At 67.3% G+C, this 17,704-nt stretch carries 12 protein-coding genes and 1 tRNA gene; 4 read left to right on the top strand and 9 right to left on the bottom strand.

Going from position 1 to position 17,704, the window contains the following annotated elements:
* Positions 1–50: 50 nt before the first annotated feature.
* Positions 51–935, top strand: coding sequence for an aldo/keto reductase (locus tag CTA01S_RS09065; RefSeq protein WP_062194748.1), 885 nt, complete (start codon positions 51–53; stop codon positions 933–935).
* A 7-nt stretch (positions 936–942) separates the two neighbouring features.
* On the opposite strand, the gene putA is transcribed toward CTA01S_RS09065, so the two are convergent.
* The 5 genes from putA to CTA01S_RS09090 all read right to left on the bottom strand — a co-directional run bounded on the left by putA (position 943) and on the right by CTA01S_RS09090 (position 8,093).
* On the bottom strand, positions 943–4,650 hold the full coding sequence (gene putA, locus CTA01S_RS09070) for a trifunctional transcriptional regulator/proline dehydrogenase/L-glutamate gamma-semialdehyde dehydrogenase (RefSeq protein WP_062194850.1): 3,708 nt from the start codon (positions 4,648–4,650) through the stop codon (positions 943–945).
* A gap of 521 nt (positions 4,651–5,171) precedes the next feature.
* A tRNA-Ser gene (locus tag CTA01S_RS09075) sits at positions 5,172–5,263 on the bottom strand.
* 56 nt (positions 5,264–5,319) lie between these two features.
* The gene (gene serS, locus CTA01S_RS09080; protein WP_019560870.1) at positions 5,320–6,615 is read right to left on the bottom strand and encodes a serine--tRNA ligase; all 1,296 of its coding nucleotides are present in this window, start codon (positions 6,613–6,615) and stop codon (positions 5,320–5,322) included.
* 33 nt (positions 6,616–6,648) lie between these two features.
* Positions 6,649–7,650 carry a 4-hydroxy-3-methylbut-2-enyl diphosphate reductase gene (ispH, locus tag CTA01S_RS09085; protein ID WP_019560871.1) on the bottom strand — a complete coding sequence of 334 codons (1,002 nt, stop codon included), beginning with the start codon at positions 7,648–7,650 and terminating at the stop codon, positions 6,649–6,651.
* Positions 7,650–8,093 (bottom strand): FKBP-type peptidyl-prolyl cis-trans isomerase, encoded by a 444-nt coding sequence (locus CTA01S_RS09090; protein ID WP_062194750.1) that lies wholly within the window; start codon positions 8,091–8,093, stop codon positions 7,650–7,652. Before CTA01S_RS09090 ends, ispH begins: the two co-directional genes overlap by 1 nt.
* A gap of 96 nt (positions 8,094–8,189) precedes the next feature.
* Here CTA01S_RS09090 and radC point away from each other — a divergent pair, with 96 nt between their 5' ends.
* Together radC and CTA01S_RS09100 are read left to right on the top strand one after the other, a co-directional pair.
* Positions 8,190–8,864 carry a RadC family protein gene (gene radC / locus CTA01S_RS09095; RefSeq protein WP_019560873.1) on the top strand — a complete coding sequence of 225 codons (675 nt, stop codon included), beginning with the start codon at positions 8,190–8,192 and terminating at the stop codon, positions 8,862–8,864.
* Between the two features lie 2 nt (positions 8,865–8,866).
* Positions 8,867–9,517 (top strand): Smr/MutS family protein, encoded by a 651-nt coding sequence (locus tag CTA01S_RS09100; RefSeq protein WP_019560874.1) that lies wholly within the window; start codon positions 8,867–8,869, stop codon positions 9,515–9,517.
* A 26-nt stretch (positions 9,518–9,543) separates the two neighbouring features.
* On the opposite strand, the gene CTA01S_RS09105 is transcribed toward CTA01S_RS09100, so the two are convergent.
* The 4 genes from CTA01S_RS09105 to CTA01S_RS09120 form a co-directional block, all read right to left on the bottom strand.
* Positions 9,544–10,476: a DUF4340 domain-containing protein gene (locus CTA01S_RS09105; RefSeq protein ID WP_232301035.1), complete on the bottom strand. Its 933-nt coding sequence runs from the start codon at positions 10,474–10,476 to the stop codon at positions 9,544–9,546.
* Between the two features lie 42 nt (positions 10,477–10,518).
* Positions 10,519–13,341, bottom strand: coding sequence for a Gldg family protein (locus tag CTA01S_RS09110; RefSeq protein ID WP_062194755.1), 2,823 nt, complete (start codon positions 13,339–13,341; stop codon positions 10,519–10,521).
* Entirely contained in the window at positions 13,334–14,269 is a 936-nt protein-coding gene (locus tag CTA01S_RS09115) for an ABC transporter ATP-binding protein (protein ID WP_062194769.1), read from the bottom strand. Before CTA01S_RS09115 ends, CTA01S_RS09110 begins: the two co-directional genes overlap by 8 nt.
* A 285-nt stretch (positions 14,270–14,554) precedes the next feature.
* Positions 14,555–15,856 (bottom strand): glycerate kinase type-2 family protein, encoded by a 1,302-nt coding sequence (locus tag CTA01S_RS09120; protein WP_062194778.1) that lies wholly within the window; start codon positions 15,854–15,856, stop codon positions 14,555–14,557.
* Positions 15,857–16,016: 160 nt separating this feature from the next.
* Between CTA01S_RS09120 and CTA01S_RS09125 the strand changes: the two genes are divergently transcribed.
* Entirely contained in the window at positions 16,017–17,702 is a 1,686-nt protein-coding gene (locus CTA01S_RS09125) for a SulP family inorganic anion transporter (RefSeq protein WP_062194780.1), read from the top strand.
* Positions 17,703–17,704: the final 2 nt, after the last annotated feature.

Here is a 17,704-nt window from a genome sequence, read left to right on the forward strand (position 1 = left end):
CGAGGCGCCCCGTGCAGGCGCCTCGTTCGTTTTCAGCCGAGGTCACCGCCATGACATCTGTCCTGTCCACCTTGCTGTCGCCCATCGTGGCCGGCTGTTGGCGCATGGCACAGTGGGGCTGGACACCCCAAGAACGCCTGCGCTGGATCGAGCAATGCCTGGAGCTGGGCGTCAGCAGCTTCGACCATGCCGACATCTATGGCAGCTACACCGTCGAAGCCTTGTTCGGCGAGGCCCTGGCGCTGGCCCCGCAGCTGCGCTCGCGCCTGCAACTGGTGAGCAAGTGCGGCATCCAGCTCGTCTCGCCGCAGCGCCCGCAACACCGCGTGAAGGCCTATGACAGCTCGCGCGGTCACATCGTGGCCAGCGTGGAGCATTCGCTGAAGGCACTGCGTACCGACTACCTGGACCTGCTGTTGCTGCACCGTCCCGATCCGCTGCTGGATGCCGACGAAGTGGCCGAGGCGTTCGAGGCGCTGCGCGCGGCAGGCAAGGTGAGGCACTTCGGCGTCTCGAACTACTCGCCAGCGCAGTTCGAATTGCTGGCCAGCCGCACGACCTTGGTGACCAACCAAGTCGAATGTTCCTTGCTCCACTTGGCCCCGCTGCACGATGGCAGCTTCGACCACATGCAACGGCTGCGGCTGTCGCCCATGGTGTGGTCGCCACTGGCCGGCGGCCGGCTGTTCACCGGCGACGGCCCGACCGAGCAGCGCGTGCGCGCCGCCCTGGAGGGCGTGGCGCGTGAACACGGCTGCAGTGCGGCCACCGTGGCACACGCCTGGCTGCTGCGCCTGCCCTGCCGACCGCACCCCATCGTGGGATCGCGCCGCATCGAGGCCATGCGCGAGGCCGTGGCGGCGCTGTCGCTGCGGCTGGAGGCGCCGACCTGGCATGCGCTGTGGTCGGCCAGCACCGGCCATCCAGTGCCCTGAGGGCCGCTCAGCCCAGCGTCATCAAAGACGCATTGCCGCCGGCGGCCGCGGTGTTGACACTCACCGAGCGCTCGACCACCAAACGCTCCAACGGCACGGCCGTCTCGCCCGGGGCCAGACGCACCAGCCCCACCACCGGCCCAGGCCGCTCGGCCAGGGCATGCTGCACCGCCCGTGCCGCCTGCGGCGTGCCATGCAGCAGCACCACCTCCAGCGGCCCCGGCGCGCGCAAAGGTTCGGCACGCAGCTCCACGCACCGGGCCACTTCGGCAGGCAGCTGCGCGGCCAGCGCGGCGGTCTCGGCCGGCCAAATCGCGCGCCCCCGCACTGCCAGCACGGCCGCCAATTGCACCAGACGGTCCGCCTCGGCATCGGCCAGGCACAGCACGGCTTGCCGGCCGTGCAAGCCATAGGTGTTGCGCTCGCCGGTGGGTCCGGGCAACGTGAGCTCCGCCCCGACCCGCGAGGCGGCCGACAGGCGTTCGCACACATCCGCCAGCCCCGGCTGACGTGGCGCCAGCCAATCGCGCAAGACGCCCAGCGCCGGCGGCATCGCTGCGGGTTGGCCTCGCAGCGCGTGCGCCAGCACCGGCTGCGGCGCGCGCGAGAGCAATCGGTACAGGTACAACGGCCCGCCGGCCTTCGGCCCCGTGCCCGACAGGCCCTCGCCACCAAAGGGTTGCACGCCGACCACCGCGCCGATCATGTTGCGGTTCACGTACACATTGCCGACATGGGCATGACGCAGCACCTGCGCCACGGTCTCGTCGATGCGGGTGTGCAGGCCCAGCGTCAGGCCATAGCCCGTGGCATGAATCTGTGCCAACAGGTCCAGCAGCGACTCGCGCCGGAAGCGCAGCACGTGCAACACCGGGCCGAAGACCTCGCCCTCGAGGTCGCGCAGGTGTTCGATCTCGATCAGCGTGGGCGGCACGAAATGCCCCGGGGGCAAAGCGCCGGCATGCCGGGCTTGGAGGACATGCACACGCCGGCCGCGTGCACGCAGGGCCTCGACATGTGCCTCGATGCGCTGGCGGGCCTGCGCATCGATCACCGGCCCCACATCCACATCCAAGCGATCGGGACGGCCCAAGGCCAACTCCTCCATCGCTGCGCGCAGCATGGTGAGGATCGTGTCGGCCACCTCCTCTTGCAAGCACAACACACGCAGGGCCGAACAGCGCTGGCCTGCGCTGTCGAAGGCCGAGGCGAGCACATCGGCCACCACCTGCTCGGGCAGGGCCGAAGAGTCGACGATCATGGCGTTTTGCCCGCCGGTCTCGGCGATCAGCGGCAGCGGCTGGCCGCGCTCGTCGAGCCGATCGGCCAGGGCGCGTTGGATGAGTCGCGCCACCTCGGTGGAGCCGGTGAACAGCACGCCGCCGATGCGCTCATCGGCCACCAGCCGTGCGCCCACCGTCTCGCCACGGCCGGGCAGCAACTGCAAGGCCGTGCGCGGCACGCCGGCCTGCCACAAAAGCTGCACCGCCTGCGCGGCGATCAAAGGCGTTTGCTCCGCCGGCTTGGCCAGCACCGCATTGCCCGCCGCCAAGGCGGCGGCGACCTGGCCAACGAAGATGGCCAACGGAAAGTTCCATGGGCTGATGCACACCACTTTGCCCACGGGAGCGTGGTCCATGCCGTCGAGCTCGGCGCGCAGCTGCGCGGCGTCGAAGCGCAAAAAATCCACCGCCTCGCGCACTTCGGCCAGCGCATTGGCTGCAGTCTTGCCGGCCTCGCGCATCAGCAGCCCCATCCACAGCGGCATGCGGGCTTCCAGCGCGTCGGCCGCGCGCTCCAGCACCTCGGCGCGCTCGCGCGCGCTCGCCCAAGCCCACGGCTGCGCCAGCCGCAAGGCCCGATCGATGACTTCATCCGGGGTTTCGACCACGGTGCCGACGCAGTCGGCAGGGTCGGCCGGATTGACCACCGTCACAGCCTCGGCCTCGATCCTCATGTCTTCGGCCCACAAAGGCGCCGCATGCCAAGTCTGCCGGCGTGCGGCCTCCACGGCCTCGGACAACTGGGCCAACACCCGCTCGTCGGCCAGATCCAACCCGCGGGAATTGCGCCGGGTCTCGCCATAGAGATCGACCGGACGCACGATGGCCGGGTGCGGACGCCCCAGTTCGCCCTCCTGCGCTGCCGCCTGCTCCACCTGCCGCACCGGGTCGCGCACCAGCTCGTCCAAGGACACGCCAGGGTCGGCCAACCGGTGCACGAACGAAGTGTTGGCACCGTTTTCGAGCAAACGGCGCACCAAATAAGCCAGCAAGGTCTCGTGCGTGCCCACCGGCGCGTAGATGCGACACGGCCGCCCCAGCCCTCCCGCTTCGGGCGGCGCCACCACCTGCTCGTACAAGGGCTCGCCCATGCCATGCAGGCACTGGAACTCGTATTGGCCCGGCTGCCAGCACGCTGGGTCGGCCAGGTGATAGATGGCTGCCAGCGTCTGCGCATTGTGCGTGGCGAACTGCGGATACACCGCCTCGGGGGCGGCCAACAAAGCGCGCGCGCAGGCCAGATAAGACACATCGGTGTGCACCTTGCGCGTGAACACCGGGTAGTCGTCCAGGCCGTCGAGCTGGGCGCGTTTGATTTCGCTGTCCCAGTAAGCGCCTTTGACCAAGCGCACCATGAGCCGACGCCGATGGCGCCGGGCCAAATCGATGAGATGCTCGATCACCGGCAGCGCACGCTTCTGATAGGCCTGCACCACGAAGCCCAGGCCCTGCCAGCCCGCCAGCGAGGGCTCGCCGCACAGCCGCTCCAACAGATCCAGCGACAGCTCCAAGCGCTCGGCTTCCTCGGCGTCGATGTTCAAGCCCAGGTCATGGGCCTTGGCCTGTTGCGCCAGCCGCAACAGCACGGGATAGAGCTCGTCCATCACCCGGGCGCGCTGCGCGCGGCAGTAGCGCGGATGCAAGGCCGACAGCTTGATCGAAATGCCCGGTCCGTCGATCACACCGCGGCCTGCGGCCACCCGGCCGATCGCCTCAATGGCCGCCTCATAAGCTTGCGCATAGCGCCGCGCATCGGCAGCGGTCATCGCCGCTTCGCCCAGCATGTCGTAGGAGTAGCGGAAACCCTCGGCCTCGCGCACTCGGGCGCGCTGCAGCGCCTCGCCAATGGTCTGGCCCGTGACGAACTGCTCGCCCATCAGGCGCATCGCCACGTCCACCCCCTTGCGGATCAACGGCTCACCACCAGCGGCCAGCAGACGCGTCAGCGAAGCCGACAGACCCGTCTCGCTATGGGTGGCCACGAGTTTGCCGGTGATCAACAGCCCCCAAGTGGCGGCATTCACGAACAGTGAAGGGCTGCGTCCCAGATGCGCCTGCCACTGGCCGCGTGCGATCTTGTCCCGGATCAGCGCATCGCGGGTGGCCGCATCGGGAATGCGCAGCAAGGCTTCGGCCAAGCACATCAAGGCCACGCCCTCTTGCGACGACAGCGTGTATTCATGCAGCAAGGCCTGCACCAGACCATGGCGCGTGCTGCCCGGCGGGCGCTGGCGCAGGCCTTGCGTCAGACGGCGCGCCAGGGCCTCGACCGGGGCGGCCAAGCCCTGCGGCAGCCGGGCCTGCGGCACCAGGGTGGCCATCACCTCAGGCTCGGGGCGGCGCGTGGCGTCGGCGATGGCCTGCCGCAGCGGCGCTTCGGCCAGGGGGCTGGGGGCGTGGAACGGAACGGGGGCTGGCAGTGACGATTTCATGGCGCTCACCAAGGGGATGATTGCCGCCATGGTGCGCCGCTGCCGGATGGATTGTTGGCGGATTTAGACCCGTTCAGAAGGATATGTCTCTAGCAAATTGGCTTGACACTAGAAAGAAGTCCGGCCAACGGCCGCACCGTCTCGCATCCATGCGGGTCCCCCTCGTCACATGCCGCTGAGGCCCGATGTGTGACTTGCCGCGACTATCGATCGTCGTTGGGGCAATCGCTGCGGCGCTGCGTCAACGGCGATCCGTTCGTCGCCTGACGCCCACGACGAACGCCGACACCATTCCGACCCCTGTCGTTCCACCGATGATCGCCGCGACCCCGTCGTGCCCGGCCATGGCCAAGTGAAGTGATATGAAGCGTACAAGGCAGACGAGCCCATGAAAAGCCCCGTTGGGCACGGCGCAGCACTGGCCATTCTTCAAGATGGGGCCCCTCGCACAAAGGCCCCTCGTGTGGAGACACTGAATCGAGTGCGCAGCCCCATCATGGGCAGGCCTGTAGCGAGGGGCTTGGCGGAAAGGGAGGGATTCGAACCCTCGATACGGGGAACCCCGTATACCGGATTTCGAGTCCGGCGCATTCGACCACTCTGCCACCTTTCCTGGGACCGTCGGCTCGCGGGCGGTCTTCCGCAAGCGAAGTTTTAGATTATAGCCTGTCAGGCCCGCAGCTCGGCAAGCCCGCCCAGGTAGGGGCGCAGCACTTCGGGCACTTCGATGCTGCCGTCGGCCCGCTGGTAGTTTTCCAGCACGGCCACCAGCGTGCGGCCCACGGCCAAGCCCGAGCCGTTGAGGGTGTGCACCAGCTCGTTCTTGCCTTGGGCGTTTTTGAAGCGCGCCTGCATGCGGCGGGCCTGGAAGGCTTCGCAATTGGAACAGCTGGAAATCTCGCGGTAGGTGCCTTGTGCCGGCAGCCACACTTCGAGGTCGTAGGTCTTGGCCGCGCCAAAGCCCATGTCGCCAGTGCACAGCAGGACCACACGGTAGGGCAGCCCGAGCTTTTGCAAGATGGCCTCGGCATGACCCACCATTTCTTCCAAGGCCTCATCGCTCTTGTCGGGATGGACGATCTGAACCATCTCGACCTTGTCGAACTGATGCTGGCGGATCATGCCCCGGATGTCGCGCCCACCGCTGCCGGCCTCGGAGCGAAAACACGGGGTGTGCGCCGTGAGTTTGATCGGCAGGGCCTCCAACGGCAAGATTTGCTCGCGCACGGTGTTGGTGAGCGAGATCTCCGAGGTGGAGATGAGATATTGTTCGTGCGACTGTTCGTCGCCACCGCGCAGCACCCAGAACATATCGTCCTTGAACTTGGGCAATTGGCCCGTGCCTTCGAGCACTTCGCGGTTGACGATGTAGGGCGTGTAGCACTCGGTGTAGCCGTGCTCGGTGGTTTGTACGTCGAGCATGAACTGCGCCAGCGCCCGGTGCAGCCGCGCGATGGGGCCGCGCATGAACGTAAAACGCGCCCCCGAAAGCTTGGCGCCGGTCTCGAAGTCCAGGCCCAGGGGGGCGCCCAGGTCCACATGGTCCTTCACGGGAAAGTCGAAGGCTCGCGGCGTGCCCCAGCGGCGCACCTCGACATTGGCGGATTCGTCCGTGCCGACGGGCACGCTGGCATGCGGCAGATTGGGTACGGACATCAGCAGCGCATTGAGCTGCCGTTGCACCTCATCGAGCCGCTCGGCGCTGGCCTTGAGTTCGTCGCCGATGCCGGCGACCTCGGCCATGGTCGCGGCCGTATCCTGCCCTTGGGCCTTGAGCTGGCCGATGCGCTTGGACAGCGCATTGCGCTGGGCTTGGAGTTCCTCGGTGCGCGTCTGGATGCGTTTGCGCTCGGCTTCCAACGCGGTATAGCGTTCGACGTCGAGGAAGGGTTGGGGCGATTTGCGAGTGGATAGGCGCTGCACGACCGCCTCGAGGTCTTTGCGCAGCAGGTTGATGTCGAGCATGATGCTTGAGATGAGTCGTCGTCGGGAATCGGCTCAACGCGAGCCTTTGTGCAAATGCGAGGGAATCGGCGGCTCGCCCATGGACCTGTCGCCCAGGCCGCGCGGCAGCGGAAAACGCATGGTTTCTCGGATGCCGTCCATGCGACGCACGGCAGTGGCGCCCAGGTCACGCAGACGCGCGATGACCTGCTGCACCAGGATGTCAGGGGCCGAAGCGCCGGCGGTCAGACCCACCCGCTGCTTGCCCACGAACCATTCGGGGCGCAGATCGTCGGGTCGATCGACCATGTAGGCCGGGGTGCCAAGCCGGTCGGCCAGCTCGCGCAGGCGGTTGCTGTTGGAGCTGGTGGGGCTGCCCACGACGATGACCACGTCCACCTGCGGGGCCAACACCTTGACGGCATCCTGCCGGTTCTGCGTGGCATAGCAGATGTCTTGCTGCTTGGGCTCGCGCACCTGCGGAAAGCGCTGGCGCACGGCCGCCAGGATCTCTGCGGCATCGTCCACCGACAGCGTGGTTTGCGTCACCACGGCCAGTTTGGCCGGGTTGTTCACCTGCACGCGCTGCACGTCGGCAACAGTCTCCACCAGGTAGATGCCCTCGCTCAACTGCCCCATGGTGCCTTCGACCTCGGGATGGCCTTTGTGGCCGATCATCAGGAACTCGTAGCCTTCCTTGTGCAGCTTGGCCACTTCCACATGCACCTTGGTGACCAGTGGACAGGTGGCATCGAACACCGTGAAGCCGCGGCGTTGGGCTTCCTCGCGCACCGCCTTGGGCACGCCATGGGCGCTGAAGACCAGCGTGGCGCCCGCGGGGACCTCGGCCAGGTCTTCGATGAAGATCGCCCCCTTGGCTTTCAAGTCATTGACCACATAGGTGTTGTGCACGATTTCATGGCGCACATACACCGGCGCGCCAAACTTCAGCAGCGCACGCTCGACGATCTCGATCGCGCGATCGACGCCGGCACAAAATCCGCGCGGCTCGGCCAGCACGACTTCTTGCAATTGCACGGGTGGCGCCGCTGCCATCACAACACTCCGATGAGTTGCACCTCGAAGGACACCGGCAGACCGGCCAAGGGGTGGTTGAAGTCGAACAAGACCCAGTCTTCGCCGACCTCGCGCACCACGCCCGCATAATGGCCCGCGCCATCGGGCGTGGGGAATTGCACCACGTCGCCGGGCCGGTAGTCGGCATCGGGGTCTCCCAGTTCGACCAACAGGCTGCGCTTGACCCGCTGCAACAACTCGGGATTGCGCGGGCCGAAGGCCTCGCCAGCCGGGATGTCGAACACTTGGCGGGCGCCTTCCTGCAGCCCCAGCAAGCGCTGCTCCAGGGCCGGGGCGAGCTGCCCGGTGCCCAGCGACAGCGTGGCGGGCTTGTCGTCGAAGGTGTTGATGAGGTCGGCCCCGTCGGGGCCGGCCAAGCGGTAATGCAGGGTCAGAAAAGACCCAGGTTGGACGGTGGCCACGGCGCGTTGCGGTTATGTAGACTGACCGACATTGTAGAAGTCCGGCTCCCTGACCCGTGGCCGCCCGTGCGGACGGCCCTTCGCCCCGGATGCACCATGTCGATCAAGGACCTGCCTGCCGACGCCCGCCCTCGTGAGAAGCTCCTGACCCTGGGCCCCGCCGCCCTGGCCGATGCGGAGCTGCTGGCCTTGTTGCTGCGCACCGGCTTGAAAGGCACCTCGGTCCTGCAGCTGGCGCAGCAGCTGTTGCAGGGCTTCGGTGGCGTGGCTGGATTGCTGCACGCTCGACCCGATGAGCTCGCGCGGGTCAAGGGATTGGGCCCGGCCAAGCGGGCCGAGCTCGTGGCGGTGCTGGAGCTGGCCCGACGCGCCCTGGCGCAAGTGCTGCACTCTCGGCCGGTGTTCGAATCGCCCACCCAAGTGAAGGATTATTTGCGGCTGAAGCTGGCCGACTTGCCCCATGAGGTGTTCGCAGTCCTCTTTCTGGACGCCCAACACCGGCTGTTGACGATGGAAGAGCTTTTTCGCGGCACGCTGACGCAGACCAGCGTCTATCCGCGCGAGGTGGTCAAGCGGGCCCTGGCATTGAATGCCGCGGCGGTGATGCTGGCACACAACCACCCCTCGGGCGTGGCCGAACCGTCCAAGGCCGACGAATACCTGACACGCACGCTGCAATCGGCCCTGGGTCTGGTGGATGTGCGCGTGCTGGACCATTTCGTGGTGGCGCGGGAACACGTGGTGTCTTTTGCCGAACGGGGGTTGCTGTAGAGATGAAAGCCCGCAGCCTGGCCGATTTGGGCGCCATCAAGCAATTGCTGCAGGCGCAAGCCCGTGAGGCTGCCGAACGTGAAGCGCGGCGGCGTGAGCAAGAGGCGCGCCAGCAGCGCGAACGTGAGCTGTTCGCACGCAGCGTGGGGCCCGTACACGCACTGAAAGATCCCGGCTGGGCCATGGTGCCACGCCCGCGCCCCGCCCCTCGGCCACGCCAGCGCGTCCTGGATGAGCAATCGGTGCTGCGCGAGGCGATTTCCGATGAATTCGATGTCGAGACGCTGCTAGACACCGACGAGACGCTGTCGTTCCGCCGCCCCGGCGTGGGCCTGGACGTGGTGCGCCGGCTGCGCCGGGGTGACTGGGTGATCCAGGCCCAAATCGATCTGCACGGCCTGCGCCGTGACGAAGCCCGCGAGCAACTGGCGGCCTTCTTGCGCGAGGCCGTCCGGGCCGGCCTGCGCTGCGTGCGGGTGGTGCATGGCAAGGGGCACGGCTCGCCAGGTCGCCAGCCAGTCCTCAAAGCCAAGGTGAAGTCCTGGCTGGTGCAAAAGAACGAAGTGATTGCCTTCACCCAGGCGCGCGCCTCGGACGGCGGCGCCGGCGCCTTGGTGGTGCTGCTGCGACCCTCGGTCGGGCACCGAGGGTAAAGCCCCAGAGCCCAAGCCCGGTCGGCTCAGCGAGCCGCGGGCGCCAGGCGATCCAGCTCGGTGGCCTCGACCCACTGCGTGGCAGTGGCTGCAGGCAGCTCGAACACCTCGGGGCGACTGGATGCTTTCAGGCGATACGCATTGTCGGGTCCGCGTGCCAAGACATAGTCCACGGGGGCGGGGGCCCCTTGCCGCAGCACGCTCCAGCGGGCCACCGGCGCCTGCCAGGCCTGGGCCGGCAGGTCATCGCGGCTGAGCACTCGGCTGACGCGCAAGTTGGCCAACAGGTCGGCCAGACGCTCGGCGGCCTGCATGTCCAGCCGTCGGCCTTCGGGCAGCCCCTGGGCTTGCCAGCGCGCGGCTTCGGCGCCTTCGCCGCCGGCTCCGGCCGCTTCCGGGCGCAACGCCAGGCCGGCCACGTCGATGCGCTCGATCTGCGGGCGCGGCACGGCCAACAAGCCCAGATCACGCCAATCGTCAAGGCGCACAGAGACCTCGTAGGCCGGCAGGTCGACCACATGCACGGTGTCACGCCCGACCACGCGCACATGCGTCTGACGCATGCCCGAGGCGCTGCCCAGCACCAGCGTGGCCAGGGTTCGATCGCCCTGGGCCAGGGTGATGCGCCGCTCGTAACGGTCCTCCGTGAGCGCGAAGCGTTCGTGCGCCTCGGCCCGGGTGGCCACCGGCACCCCTTGGCGCAAGGCCAGCAGTCGATCCAACAAGTGCTGGACCTCGCCCGCAGCAGCCGGGAAGGGCGGCTCTGCCGTGGCCACTTGCCAGCTCTGCCCCTGCCGGCGCAGCTCGATGCGCTCGCTGGGGCTGCGCGCTTCGATCACGAGGCGGTCCACTTGATCGGCCGTCACTCCCAACAGAGGCGCCCGCGCAGACGCCGAGGACGCATCACTGCGCCCCCACAGCCCCACGATCAGGGCCAGCACCCCTTGCACGGCCAGCACCGCGGCCAAGATCCATAAAGTTCTCGTTGAGATCCGCATGATTCAAACCTCCGCCAGCACCCGTTGATGACGGCGCCGATCGGCACGCGCGACGAGGTGACGCCACAGCAACACCGCAGCCAGGCCCAGCGCGGCCAGCAGGTAGTTGGCCGCCTCCCAGCGGGCCGCCTGCCCTTCGGGCAGCGGCTCCAGCGTGCGCGCCCATTGGCTGCGGCCACGCAGGCTCAGCAAGGCGCGATCTTCCAGTGCCCAGTCGATCACGTTCTGCAGGAACGCCACCGGCTGCAAATACAAGGTATTGAGCCCTTGAGAGGCCAAGTCGATCGCCGCATCCGAGCCGAACGCATTGCTGGCCACCACGACGAGCCGCGCCGAGGCCGGCGAATGCTCGATCACGCTCAAGGGCGTGCCGTCTTGGTCTTTGGCGCGCGGCGCGTCTTTGCCGCGGTAGAACGACTCGAAGCGCCCCTCCAAGGCCACGGCCAGCAGGCGCGGTCCGCGCTCGCCTTGCACCGCAAAGCCGGTTTCGGGATGGCGGCGGTAGTCGGGCAACACGTCCAGACTGTCGGACACCCAGCTGGCGGGGGAACTGTGCAGCAGCCGGGCGACTTGTCGGCCCGCTTGCCGCGCTTCGTCCACCTCGATGGGCGAGGCCCAGTTGAGCGTGAGCTGACGCAGCGCTGCCGTGATCGGATGGTGCGGGTCCAACCCATCGTCACGCAGATCCGGGAAATGCGGGTACGGCAGCATGCGGATCTCGCGCACGGTCAGGCCGCCCACGCTGCGCTGCACTGGCACGGGCAATGCGGCATTGCGTTCGTCCAGCACCATTTGCGCGTCGATGCGCAGCCCATGGTGGGCCAACCAGTCCTCCAAGCCAGAGGTCTGACGCCGGGCGGTGAGGCTGGCTCCCACCTCCACCTGGAACGGCGAGGTGGCCAGCACGACGCTGCCGCCACGCATCAGGAACTGGTCGATCGAAAAGCGTTGCCGATCGTCCAGATTCTCGGGGCTGAGCACGAGCAACACGTCGGCCTCGGCGCTGAGGCGACCGTCGCTGAGGTCGGTGTCGATCACGCGCGCGCCCTCGCCCAGCATCTCGGTCAGCCGACCAAAGCCGGTTGCGCCATACCCCTGGGGCCGCCACACCGCCACGGTGCGCAAATAGCCTGGGGCCATACGCTGCAAAGCCGCATCGATGTTGCGCTGCAGGGCTTCGCGCTCCAGCGGCTGCGGCAAGGGCACTTGCACGGCTTGCCCCTGCTCGCTTTCGAGCACCATGTAGAACCAGAAGGGCTTGGGATCGATCAGGCTGGCCACTTGGGGGCCAAAGCCGTAGCGCTGCTGCAGTTCGCGCGCCAACGCGCCGCCGCCGGCATCGGGATCGGCAAAATGCAGCTCCAGCTTTCCCTGAGAGCGCTGGCGCAGCGTCTCCCCGATCGAGGCGAGGTGACCGCGCAGCTGACGCAGCGGCTCGGGCAAGCGCTCGTCGGGCGACACATACGCATTCAGCCGCACCGGCTGCGTCAGCCGTGCCGCCGGATTGCCGCCGGATTCGTAGGCCTGCACCACCTTGCGAATGGCGCGGGTCAACGCATATTCGGGATCACGCAGCACGACGTCGAGCTGTCCTTCGCCGCGAGCCTTCACTTCGATCAGATCACGATAGCCCAAGGTCTCGTGCTGATCGCCATAGGCCACGACGACGTCGAAGTAGGAGCTGACCACTGCCGCCTGATGACGGCTGGCCATTTGGAACGGTACCGGCCGCACGCCGTAGCGCGAGGCCGCCTCTTCCTCGGCTTGACGGTCCTGTTGGGGGTCGATGATCTCCACGCGTGCGCGCGACCCGGCCGCCACCGCATACTCTTGCAGCACGTCTTTCATCTGCGGCACCAGCGGCGCCAGCAGCGGATGGGTGCGCGAGGAGAAATAGCCGCGAATCAGCAAGGGCTCTTGTAGCGAGGCGAGCTGGGTTCGGGTCGCTTGCGACAAGCTGTACTGCCGCCCCTCGGTGAGATCCAGGCGCGCCAGCGACAAGGGGGCAAGCCAGAAATGCGCGGCCACCAGATTGGCCACGCCCAGACCCACGGCCCAGGCCCAGCGACGCTGCGCCGCCTGCGCGGGCTGACCCACCCAGCGCAAGCGCTCCAAGCCGTAGAGATTGAGCAGCAAAAAGATGCCGACGATGCTGACGTAGTAGTACAGGTCCCGCAAGTCGAGCACGCCGCGAGTGATGGACTCGAAGCGCGAGCCGCTGCCCAGCAGCGCCAGCACGCCCGCCACGTCATGGCCGAACAAGGCGGTGAAGAAGTCCGCCCCCACCAGATAGAACGCCCCACAGACCACGGCCGTGAGGATGAGCGCAACGACGGGATTGTCGGTGCGTGCGCTCAGCGTTTGCCCGATGGCCACATAGGCGGCGGCCAGCAAGAGCGTGGCCACATAGCCCCCCACCACAGGGCCTGGATCCAACGGCCCCAACCAGGCCGCGGTGAACACCACCGGCCAGGTCAGCGCCAGAGCCAGCGCCACCAAGGCCCAAGTGGCCAGGAATTTGCCCAGCACCAGGCTGGCTGGTCGCACCGGTGCGGTCAGCAGCGTCTCCATGGTGCCGAAGCGGCGCTCCTCGGACCAGCTGCGCATCGTCAGAGCCGCCACCAGAAAGATCAGCAGCAGCGGCATCCAACGGAACAGCGGGCGCACATCGGCAATGTTGCGAGCGAAGTAGGCCTCGACCCAAAACACCACGAACAGCGTGGCAGCCAGGAAGGCGGCGATGAACAGGTACGCCGCCGGACTGGCGAAATGTCCCCGAAACTCTTTGCGCGCTATGTGGCCGATTTCCCGCAAGCAGTCACGCATGGTTCACCTCCCGGACAGTGTCGGACGCCAGGCCGTTGACCTCGGCAAACACGGTCTCCAGATCGCGCCGGCGTGGCTGCAAGGCATGCAGACGCACGCCGGCACGCACCAGCGCATCGGCCACGGCCGCAGCCGCTTCGATCGGCGCCTGCACGCACCAGCACGGCGGCGAAGCCTCCCCAGGCTCGGCCCGCACCTCTTGCACGGCGGGCAGTTCGCGCAAGGCCGCGGCCACATCGCCTTCGGCACGCACGAGCAAGCCATCCCCGCGCTGCAGATCGGCCAGTCGAGCGTCGAGCACCAAGCGGCCGGCGCGCATGATCAATACCCGCTCGCAGCTGGCCTGCACTTCTTGCAGGATGTGGGTCGAGACGATCACCGTGGCCTGACGCGCCAGCTCGGCGATGAGCTCACGCATGTGCAGGATTTGCGTCGGATCCAATCCGTTGGTCGGCTCGTCGAGGATCACAATGGCCGGGTCGTGCAAGAGCGCCTGGGCCACGCCCACACGCTGCCGATAGCCGCGCGAGAGCGTTTGGATCGCGGCGGTGGCCTTGTCCTTCAGTGCGGTGCGGGCCATCGCCCGGGCGACGGCCTGCGCGCGGCGGGAAGCCGGCACGCCGTGCAAGGCCGCCTGGAAGTCCAGGTAGTCGATCACCGTCATCTCCGGCCACACTGGACAGTTTTCTGGCAGATAGCCGATGCGCTGCTGCACGGCGCGGCGGTGTAGACCGACCTCCAGGCCGTCCACCCGCACCGAGCCCGCGCTGGGCTCGAGATAGCCGGTGATCATCTTCATGATGGTGGTCTTGCCGGCACCGTTGTGGCCCAGCAGGCCCACCACCTCACCAGGCGCGATGTCGAAGCTGACATCGTCCACGGCGGTCAGCGCGCCATAGCGACGCGTCAGGTGTTCCACCTGGATCATGTTGGGAGGCTCCTCCTCGGAACGAACGAGTTCGCGCCGGGCAGCGCCATGCACCCCCGGCGGGCTGGATGGATGGGAGTTCGGCGCCCGTTGGGCGCCTCGGGACCTTGGCGGGCCGCCTCAGGGCGGCCCGGCGCGCACGGCCTCGGACATGAGGCCACAGGGCCGCAACGGCGGTGAGATGCGTATCGGATTCATGGCCATGCAAGACAGCTCAGAAACCGTGACGTGACGATCCGCCCCCTCAGATGGGGCTGCAGCGAAAAAGTTCAAGTCTGCGCACGATCACGCAACCAAGATCGCCCGGAAGTCGTTGACATTGGTGTACGTGGGCCCAGTGATGACCAAGTCCCCCAACGCCTCGAAATAGCGATAGGCATCGTTGCGATCGAGCACCTCTGTCGCGTTGAGCCCCAAGGCCTGGCCGCGCGCCAAGGTATCGGGAGTCACGATCGCGCCGGCGTTGTCCTCCACGCCGTCGATGCCATCGGTGTCGGCCGCCAGCACGTACACGCCCGGCTGCCCCTGGAGGGCCAAGGCGGTTCCCAACAGAAACTCGGTCGCCCGGCCACCGCGCCCACCGGCGCTGCGCACCGTGACCGTGGTCTCACCACCAGACAGCAGCACACACGGCCGCGCGAACGGCTGGTTGCGCCGCGCCACCTGGCGAGCCAAAGCCGCATGGACTTGCCCGACCACACGCGATTCGCCCTCGATTTCATCGCTGAGGATGTGGGCCTGCACACCCAGTGCTTGCGCGGCCTCGGCCGCCGCTTCCAGCGCCTGCTGCGGGGTGGCGATCAGGTGGACCTCATGCCCCTCGAAGATCGGATCGCCGGGCTTGGGAGTTTCCAGTTCGCCGCGCGCCCAGGCGGACTCGATGCCGGCCGGCAATGCGATGCCATAGCGCCGCACGATGGCCAAGGCCTCGGCACAGGTCGTCGCATCGGGCACCGTGGGGCCGCTGGCGATCACACTGGGGTCGTCGCCAGGCACGTCGGAGATGACCAGCGTGACCACCCGGGCCGGCGCGCACAACGCGGCCAGCCGGCCCCCTTTGAGGGCCGACAAATGCTTGCGCACGCAGTTCATTTGGTCGATCGAGGCCCCGCTTTTCAACAGCGCGCGATTGATGTCCTGCTTGTCTTGCAGCGACAAGCCCGGCGCTGGCGCGCTGAGCAAGGCCGAACCGCCGCCGGAGATGAGACACAGCACCAGGTCGTCAGCCGTCAGCCCACGGGTCAGCTCCATGATGCGCTGCGCCGCAGCCTGCCCGGCCGCATCGGGCACGGGATGCGCCGCCTCGACCACCTCGATCCGCCCGGGCGAGGCCCGATAGGCCGGGGGCACATGACCGTAGCGCGTCACCACCAAGCCACTGAGCGGCGCATCCTTCGGCCACAGGGCATCGACGGCCGCGGCCATCGCACCGCCGGCCTTGCCTGCGCCCAGCACCAGCGTGCGGCCACGCGGCACAGGCGGCAACCGTCCTTGCAAACACCGCTCGGGCTGGGCCCGTGCGATCGCCACCTCCAGCAAGTGGCGCAACAGGGCGCGTGGATCATCGAAGCAGGCTGGCAGGCTCATCAGCGAAGACTCCCGGGAAAATTGCCGACAGTCGGCAAGCCTACCTCATCCTGGCGCGGCGCGGCCGCACGATGCTCACCAAGGCTTGACTGGGCCGCCACGCGCATTCGATGATTGTCACGAGACTGCTGCGAATCCATCCGTCACGGCGAACACAATCATGGGTTTACGGCTTCCCGCTGGCATCGAACTCGCATCCTTCCGCCCCCGTCTCCTCGATGATTGGCGGCAATACAACCGCCAACGCTTCGTCCAAGACATCTCGGCCGGCCTGACCGTGGGCGTGGTGGCGCTGCCCTTGGCCATGGCCTTTGCCATCGCCTCTGGCGTCAAGCCTGAGCAAGGCCTCATCACCGCGATCATCGCCGGCTTTCTCATCTCGGCGTTGGGCGGCTCCAGCGTCCAGATCGGTGGGCCGGCCGGCGCCTTCATCGTGATCGTGTATGGCATCGTTCAGCGCTACGGCCTGGGCAACCTGCTCATCGCCACCGTGTTGGCGGGGGCCCTGATGTTCTTGATGGGCTTGTTCAAGCTGGGCGTGTTGGTGCGTTACATCCCAGTCACCATCGTCATCGGCTTCACCAACGGCATCGCGGTACTCATCGCTGTATCCCAAGTCAAGGATTTGCTCGGCCTGAAGATCGAGCATCTGCCGGCCGACTTCTTCAGCCAAATCCGCACGCTGGCCCATCATCTGGACAGCTTCAACCCCATCGCCCTGTGCATCGGCCTGGGGTGCCTGGCCATCGTCATCCTCTGGCCGAAGCTGTATGCCCTGCCCGCCGTCGCGCACTCACCTGCGCAGCGCATGTTGAAGGCGGTGGCCCGTCTGCCTGGGACCATCGTCGCGTTGGGCTTGGCCACGGCATCGACCGCGCTGTTCGGCCTGTCGGTGGAGACGATCGGCTCGCGCTTCGGCGGCATCCCTCAGACCCTGCCCAGCCCGCAATGGCCAGCCTTTTCCTGGGATGGCATCCGCCAACTGTTCATCCCCACGCTCACGATTGCCATGCTCGGCGCGATCGAATCGCTGCTGTGTGCACGGGTGGCCGACAGCCTGAGCGACCGTCCTCGCCACGACCCCAATCAGGAATTGATGGGACAGGGCGTGGCCAACATGGTCGTGCCATTCTTCGGCGGTATTCCGGCCACCGGCACGATTGCACGCACGGTCACCAACGTCCGTTCCGGCGCCACCAGTCCGGTGGCAGGCATGGTGCATGCGCTCACACTGCTGGCGGTGGTGCTGGTGGCCGCGCCACTGGCCTCACACGTGCCACTTTCGGCTTTGGCCGGGATCCTGCTCTACGTGGCATGGAACATGGGCGAATGGCACGAGTTCGTGCGCTTACGCCAGTTCTCGATGCTCTACCGCGTACTGCTGGTGGGCACCTTCGTCCTCACGGTGGTGTTCGACCTCACCGTGGCGGTGGAAGTCGGTCTGGTGATGGCCTGCATTTTCTTCATCTACCGCATGAGCACGCTGTTTCGCGTCGAGGCGGTGGCACTGCCTGCCGATGCGCCCGGCACGGTGCAATTGATCACGCTGTACGGCTCGCTCTTCTTCGGCGCCGTGGCCAAGGTGGAGGCCATCGCTCAGCACCTGCGCCCCAACACGCAGGTGCTGGTGCTGGACATGCAGCGCCTCATCTCCATGGACACCACGGGATTGGATGCACTGCAGCAGTTGCACCGCAGTCTGCAACGCCGCGGCGTGCGCCTGGTGCTGTGCCATCTGAACGAGCAGCCACGCGGCCTGATGGAACGTTCAGGCTTTGCCGCCGAGCTGGGCGCCCACAACATCGTGCCAGACGTGCGCGCTGCGCTGGCCACCGCGGCGGCCTGAGG

Origin of the sequence: Caldimonas taiwanensis NBRC 104434, assembly GCF_001592165.1 — a bacterium.
GTDB classification, from domain to species: Bacteria; Pseudomonadota; Gammaproteobacteria; order Burkholderiales; family Burkholderiaceae_C; genus Caldimonas; species Caldimonas manganoxidans.